Source organism: Curtobacterium sp. B8 (assembly GCF_000333315.1).
Taxonomy (GTDB): domain Bacteria; phylum Actinomycetota; class Actinomycetes; order Actinomycetales; family Microbacteriaceae; genus Curtobacterium; species Curtobacterium luteum.
In genome coordinates this window covers 1-7262 of sequence record NZ_BACW01000674.1, presented here as the reverse complement: position 1 = coordinate 7262, position 7262 = coordinate 1, and the positions used below count along the sequence as shown (strand labels likewise).

The window sequence follows — 7262 nt, the reverse complement described above, 5'->3', positions numbered from 1 at the left end:
CGCCCGACCGTCGATCTCGTAGACGGCGTCGAGCTTGCAGATGATGCTGTGGCCGAGGAACGGGATGTGGATCTCGCGCTCGACCTCGATCGGCGTCCGGTCGGCCCACCGTGACCGTGCGAAGGTCTCCTGGAAGGCCGCGAGCCGGCGGGCGTCGTCATCGGTGACGGGTGCTGCGACCGAGGCGTCGGGCAGGTCGTCGGCGTCGAGGTCGGCTTCGCCGTCCCAGAGGTCCAGCACGTCCCCGCCGAGGGTCTCGAGCGAACCCCCGGACCTCGCCCGCTGTTCCACCCACTGGTGGAACAGCGTGCCGAGTCGCGTCGCCCGGTACGGCCGCTCCGGCATCGGTCGGCGGAGCCGCTCCGCCACCGTGTCCGGCTCGGCGAGGTAGTCCTTGAAGCCGGACGCGGGCACTCGGTGCGGCACGATGACGGTGTGTCGCGCGCTGCGGACCGCATCACGTTCGGCGAGGAGCAGGTCGATGTCGGCCGCGAACCGACCGGCAGCGCCCGGGTTCGCGTTCCGCACACGCTCGGCTGCCGCCAGCACGCGGGCCTCGCGGTGCCCGAACGGCAGGTGCGGCCACGACTGGGTGGCGCCCGACTCCCCCAGCGGGTCGTGCTCGTGGTGCGACTGCTCGGGCACGGCACCGGCCGGCAGGACGCCGGCGTCCGTGAGGTCGGCGAGGTACCGGCTCGGTGCGGTGGGCTTGACGCCGCCGGACCAGAACGACCCCGACACGAGGAGGTCGTGCCGCGCACGGGTCAGCGCGACGTAGGTGAGCCGCCGCTCCTCGTCCTCGTTCCGGGACTGCACCTCGCCCTTGAACGCGTCGATGGCGTCACGGACGTCCTTCTGGGCCTCCTGTCCGCGCCACGCGAGCCGCGGGAGCTCGTCGGCGTCCCCACGGAACTCGTAGGGCAGCCGGCCGAAGCCGATCCACCCCGAGGAGCCCTCCTGGGGCCGCGCCGGGAGGCCGCCCTCGACCATCCGCGGCACCGCGACGGCGTCCCACTCGAGCCCCTTCGAGCCGTGGATGGTCAGGATCTGGACCGTCCCGGCCTCCGGCTCCTCGGAACGCGGGCCCATGTCGTCCCGGCGTGCCGCCGCGTCGATCCACCCGAGGAAGGCTCCGAGGTCCGCGCGGTCGTCGGTCGCGACGAAGCCGGCGAGCTCGTCGAGGAAGGCGTCGAGGAACGCCTGGCTCCCCTGCTCGTGCGCCGCGACCTCGATGTCGAGCCGCATCTCCTGCACGACCAGCGTCACGAAGTCGACCAGGTCGCCGCGGGCCCGCTGCCGGAGCGCCTGTAGCTGCTGCCCGAGGGCGCGCATGCGCTTCCGCCCGGCCGGGGTGATGCGGTCGAGCGCGCCGTGCTCGTCGGGGGCCGTCGCCACGAAGTCGAGCGCGTCGACGACGGACCCGTGCTCGCCCGCCGCGACCGAGGCCCGGAACGCCGCCGTCAGGTCGTCGTCGAGGCGCTGCTGGGTGTGGTCGCGGCCGAACAGCCACTTCGCGAGGTCGTGCAGCGCCGCGATGTCCGCCGCGCCGACCCGCCACCGGGCCCCGGCGAGCAGCCGGATGAGATCGTTCCCCGCAGCCGGGTCGTGGAGCACGCGCAGGCACGCCACGAGGTCGACGATCTCCGGCCGCTGCAGCAGCCCGCCGGTCCCGAGGACGTGGAACGGCACCCCGAGGTCGCCGAGTGCTCCGGTGAAGGCGGCGAGGTCCTTCCGTGCGCGCAGCAGGAGCGCCATCGACGCCCGCGGGTCCCGCTGACGGCGTGCCCGGAACCACGCCGCCACCGCTGCTGCCTCCTCCGGCAGGGTCTCCGCGAACACGACCTCGACCGACCCGTCGTCGGCGCCCGGACGGGCTGTGAGCCGTTCGACCGCGACCTCCGACGCCTCGGACAGCGGCGCGACGACGGCGTTGGCCGCGGCGAGCACGTCCACCGGGTTGCGCCAGCTCGTCGACAGCGGGAACGTCACCGGCGGCTCGGAGCCGGCGGAGCCGAAGTCGCGGGGGAAGCGTCCGAGGTTCGCCGCGCTCGCCCCGCGGAAGCCGTAGATCGACTGGTGCGGGTCGCCGACCGCCATGACCGGGTGCCCCTGGAACAGCCGAGCGAGGAACCGGGTCTGCACGACCGAGGTGTCCTGGTACTCGTCGAGGAGCACGACCCCGAAGCGCCGACGGAGGTCGTCGACCACCCGCGGAGCCGACTCCGCCGCGGCGAGCGCCAGTGCGATCTGGTCGGAGAACTCGACGAAGCCACGGTCGACCTTCTGCCGACGGAACCGTTCGACGAGGTCTGCCAGGGGCTCGAGCCCGCCGACCGCGGCGACGGCCTTGACGACGTCGGCGTACGGCTTGCCGCGGTTGCCCGGCAGCTCGAGCACCCCGGCGAACTCGATCGCGAACCGGCGGAGCTGCTCGGGCTCGACGAGGTGCTCCGACGCGGCCCCGGCGAGCGCGACGACCGCCGCCGTGATCGTGTCGACGTCACGGTCGAGCCCGGCCAGCCGGTCGTCGCGGGCGTCCACCACCACCCGGCGGGCGAGCTGCCACGCCGAGGGCTCGGTGAGCACCTGCGATTCGCCGTCGCGACCCACGAGGAGCGCGTTCTCGCGGAACACGGCGTTCGCGAAGGCGTTGTAGGTCGACACCGTGGGCGCTTCGAAGGCGTCGCCCGGGGTGATGAGGCCGACCTCCTCGAGCGCCCGGATGCGGTCGTTGATGCGGACCGACAACTCGCCGGCGGCCTTGCGGGTGAACGTCAGGCCGAGGACCTCGTCGGGGCGGACCATCCCGTTCGCGAGGAGCCAGACGACCCGGGACGCCATCGTCTCGGTCTTGCCGCTCCCGGCACCGGCCACGACGAGGGCCGGGGCGAGGGGCGACTCGATGACGGCGCGCTGCTGCGCGGTCGGGCGAGGACGGCCGAGGGCGTCGGCGATCTCGTCGGCGCTGCGGGGCACCACGGGGGCGTCGGCTGGCGGCTGCACGGCACCGATCTGTTGGGTGCTGTCCTGGTCGGTGCCGGCCGGCTCGGTGCCGGCCGGGTCGGCGACGGCAGCCTCGGCGCCGGCCCGGTCGGTGTCGGCTCGTTCGGTGCTCACCAGGTGACCTCTCCGACGACGTGGATCCGGCACTCGGCCCCGGTCCGGGACTGCTCGCAGTGGTCGCCGACGTTCGCGAGGAACGTGCGTCCGGCCATCCCCCGCGCCACGGAGTGCAGGCGTTCCCGGTAGGCCGCTCGGCCCTCCGGGTCGAACGCGTGCTGTGTCCGCTCCGAGTAGGCGCGGTCGCTCCTGGCGTTCTGCACGAACACCAGCCGGGCGTCCGCCATCGGGGACCCGGCCGGGATGTCCTCGACCGCGCCGTCCTCGACCGCGAGCTGGTAGGCGCCGAGTTGCGGGTGCTCGGGCATGTCGTTCTTCTCGCTCGGCATCGATCGGCCCGTCTTCAGGTCGACGACGCTGATCCGTCCCTCCGTGTCGACCTCGATCCGGTCGATGCTCCCCCGCATCCGCGCCGGACCGGTCACCAGGGAGAACGAGGTCTCGGCGCCGAGGAGTCGGCGTCCGGCCGCGGCGAACGTCCGGAGGTAGTCGCTGAGCCCCTCGATCATCCGGCGGGTCCGGGCGCGCTCACGGTCGGCCACCCACGGCGACTCGAAGGTGAGCTCGTCCCACCGGGCGTCGACGTGCGCCCAGAGCGACTCGACGTCGACGCTCGTGGCGTGCTCCATCGCGTCGTGGACGATCGTGCCGATGCCCATCGCCGGGCTCGGCGCCGATCCGCCGAAGGTCTGCACGAACCAGTGCACCGGGCACTCCTCGAACGTGCCGATGCGCGACGGGGAGACGGCCACGGTCGGCGGGACCACGGGACCGCCCTCGTACTCGGGAGCCGGCTCCGCGTCGAGGTCGACGAGGGGGGCGTCGGTCGTCGGCTCGGCCACGCCGTACCAGTCGTCGGGAGCCGCACCGGGCACCTCGGCGGCGGCGAGCCGGGCGAGGGCTGAGGCGGCCTCGTGGTCCCCGGAGGCCACGACGCGCCGACGCAGCGACCCGGCGAGTCCACGGAGCGACAGGGGGTGGACGGACGCGGCCCGGTCCGGCGGCACGGGGACGAGCCGGACGAACGGCGAGGGCGATTCGTCGTCGTTCGCGACCGTGCCGATGACCACCTGTGTCGTCGCGCGGGACACGGCGCGGGCGAACAGCCGGAGCTCGTCGGCGATCACGGCCGCCCGGTCGTCCACCGCGGTCCGTTCGCTGCCCTCGGCCGCACGGACGAGTCCGTCGGGGTCGAGCAGACTGCCGCGGACCCGGGTGTTCGGCCAGACGCCGTCCTGCAGTCCGAGGACCACGACGACGTCGCACTCGAGCCCGACCGTGGCCGACGGAGTGAGGACCCGGACCCGGCCGGCCGTGCGGTCCGGGCCGATGGAGTCCTCCGGCAGGTCGGCGTCGAGCAGGTCGTCGACGAACACACGGGCGGGGGCGTCCGGGGTCCGCTCGACGAAGCGCTTCGCGGCGGTGAAGAGCCCGACCACGGCGTCGAGGTGCCGGTCCGCTTCACCGGCGCCGACCCCGCCGGCCTCGGACTGGGACCGCCAGACCCCCGCGAGCCCACTGCGTTCCCACAGCCCCCAGAGGATCTCCTCGATGCTGGCGTCCGCCGCGGCGTCGGCCCGTGCCTGGACGAGGCTGCGGGCCAACCGGGTCGCGCGCCGGGCGAACCCCGCGTCGATCGTGGCGAGGCGTTCCGGTGCACCCAGCGCCTCGACCAGCAGTTCATCGGCGGAGCGGGCACCACCACCGGCCAGTTCCTCACGGCGCAGGGCGAGCCGCAGCCGACGCATCGCGAGCGTGTCGAGGCCACCGAGCGGCCCCGTGGCGAACGCGGTCGCCAGGTCGGCGTCGAGCGGGAGCACGCCCAGGGCGACGGCGGCCGCGTCGAGGAGCGCACGCGCTGCCGAGTCGTCACGGACCCGCACCGGCGCGGCACCCGCGGTGGCGGGGACCTCGGCCACGGAGAGCGCTCGGACGAGCTCGGGGATGGCCGCTCCGCTGCGCGTGACGACGACCATCCGGTGCCACGGGACGCCGTCGAGGAGCCGGTGTTCGCGGAGCCGACGGGCGATCGCGACGACGAGGGCCGCCCGGCTGCTCCCCTGCACGTGCACGACCGCGTCCGGGCGGGCGTCCGCGGCCGTGGCGACGGCGGTGCGCTGCCGTCCGGCGGCCGCGGTGCCGATCCGCGCCGTGATGCCGGAGACGAGTGCGCGGACCGGCTCGGCGTGGCGGTGCACCGTCCCGAGGACGACCTGCTCGACGTCGGCGACCCCGAGCCGAGCGCCGAGACGACCGAGCACGTCGGGCACCGCGCCGCGGAAGGCCGACGCGGCGATGTCCGGGTCGCCGAACGCGACGACCTGCACGCCGGACCGCGCGAGGGCTCCGAGCAGCGCGATCTCGCCCTCGACGAGCTCCTGCGCATCGTCGACCACGACGGTGCGGAGGGCCGCCACGGCCGGCGGCACCTCGCCCCGGAGCACCGCGGCGGTGGCGTAGGCGACGAGCTCGGCCGCGTCGAGGGCGGTCGCACGGAAGGCGGTCAGCGCAGCGCGGTAGCCGTCGACGAAGTCCCCGACCGCACGCCACTCCGGACGGCCGGTGTCGTCGCCGAGCTCACGCATGTCGTCCGGTTCGATGCCGGCGGCCACGGCGCGCATCATCACGTCACGCAACGCCGTGCGGAACCCGGCGCGCTCGCGCACCACGGCGGTGATCGGCTCGGGCCAGTCCGGACCGGTGCCGTCGGTCTCGTGCCCGGCGAGGAGGTCCGCGATGATGCGGTCCTGCTCGCCGCCGGTGAGGAGGGTCGGCACGTCCTGGCCCTGGGCCACCGCGGCGTGGGCGACCACCTGGAACGCGAGCGAGTTCACGGTGCGCGCGAGGGCTCCCGGCACCACACGGTCCACCGCCGCCGCAAGACGGTCCCGGAGCGCCGTCGCTGCGGTCCGTGCGGACGTGAGCGCGAGCACGGTCGCGTGCCCGTCCGGCGAGACGGCGTCCGCACCGCCCATCCGGCCGGCCACGAACCGCGCGAGGGTCGTGGTCTTGCCGGTCCCCGGCGCACCGATCACGGCCGCGTGCCGACCGACGGGCAGCGCCAGCACGGCCGCCTGCGCCGGGTCCGACGTCAACGCGCGCGCGACGGCCGCGTCGTCGGTGGTGGGCGTGAGCGTCGTCCGGGGCACGCTCGTACGGTACCCACGACGACCGACACCGGCGGCCCCCGACACGGACGGCCGAAGAGCGCGTCCGGCAAGTCGGTGCGGGGCCGCGGACGCTCGCGCACGCAAGGCTGCCGTGCGCTCGCGGCGAACGCCCGGAGCAAGCCCGGGGCACCCCGCTACGCTGAGGTCGTGGACATCAAGATCGGCATCACGAACAGCCCGCGCGAGATCGCGTTCGAGAGCGCGCAGACCGCTGACCAGATCGAGCAGGCGGTGTCGGAGGCCCTCACGGCGAAGGCCACGCACCTGTCCCTCCAGGACGAGAAGGGCCGTCGGTTCATCGTGCCGGTCGCGTCGCTCGCCTACGTCGAGGTCGGCGCGGAGGAGTCTCGTCGCATCGGCTTCGTCGCCTGACGTGGAGCTCCTCTTCGCCGTGCTCGGCGGCCTCCTCGTGGGCGCCGTCGTGCACGTCGTGCTGCCCTGGCGGACGAGCCGGGGCGCGCTGGTCGGGCCCGTCGTCGGCGGGGTCGCCGCCGCGGTGCTCTGGGAGGCCCTGACCTGGGCGGGCTGGCCGTACGACGGCGGGTGGATCTGGGTCGTCGCGCTCCTCGGCTCCGGGGTCGTGGCCGCCGTGGTGGCATGGGTGCTCGGCCGTCGCCGGCGGGCTGCTGACGAGGCCTTCTACGAGCGGGTCCGCGCGAACGGCGCCTGAGCCCGCACGAACGGCTCCGCACGAACCGCGGCCGAACCCGCACGAACGGCTTCGCACGAACCACGCCCGAACCCGCACCGAACGGCTCCGCACGAACCGCGACGCACGGTCACCGTGCGTCCGCCCCCGTCAGGCCGTGAGCCCGAGTGCGTCCGCGCCCGTCAGGCCGTGAGTCCGAGCGCGTCCATCCGCCGGCTGTGGGCCGCGATGAGCTCGGTCCAGACCGGCTCGAGTCGTGACTGGTCCTCGCGGGCCTGCGACGCGAGCGCCGACCGCCCCACGAGCAGGGTGTCGCCGACGAG

4 protein-coding genes are annotated in these 7262 nt (G+C 74.7%); 2 read left to right on the top strand and 2 right to left on the bottom strand.

The features are described 5' to 3' along the window. On the bottom strand, nucleotides 1-3117 hold a 3117-nt coding region (locus tag I59_RS17970), incomplete at its 3' end, for an ATP-dependent helicase (protein ID WP_022905059.1). After that, on the bottom strand, nucleotides 3114-6269 hold the full coding sequence (locus tag I59_RS17965) for a UrvD/REP family ATP-dependent DNA helicase (protein WP_042726903.1): 3156 nt from the start codon (nucleotides 6267-6269) through the stop codon (nucleotides 3114-3116). The genes I59_RS17970 and I59_RS17965, both read right to left, overlap by 4 nt. Before the next feature lie 168 nt (nucleotides 6270-6437). Between I59_RS17965 and I59_RS17960 the strand changes: the two genes are divergently transcribed. Next, the gene (locus tag I59_RS17960) at nucleotides 6438-6662 is read left to right on the top strand and encodes a DUF3107 domain-containing protein (RefSeq protein ID WP_031274521.1); all 225 of its coding nucleotides are present in this window, start codon (nucleotides 6438-6440) and stop codon (nucleotides 6660-6662) included. Nucleotide 6663: 1 nt separating this feature from the next. Next, nucleotides 6664-6960, top strand: a complete 297-nt coding sequence (locus tag I59_RS17955; protein ID WP_022905056.1) for a hypothetical protein — start codon at nucleotides 6664-6666, stop codon at nucleotides 6958-6960. The last annotated feature ends 302 nt before the right edge of the window (nucleotides 6961-7262 follow it).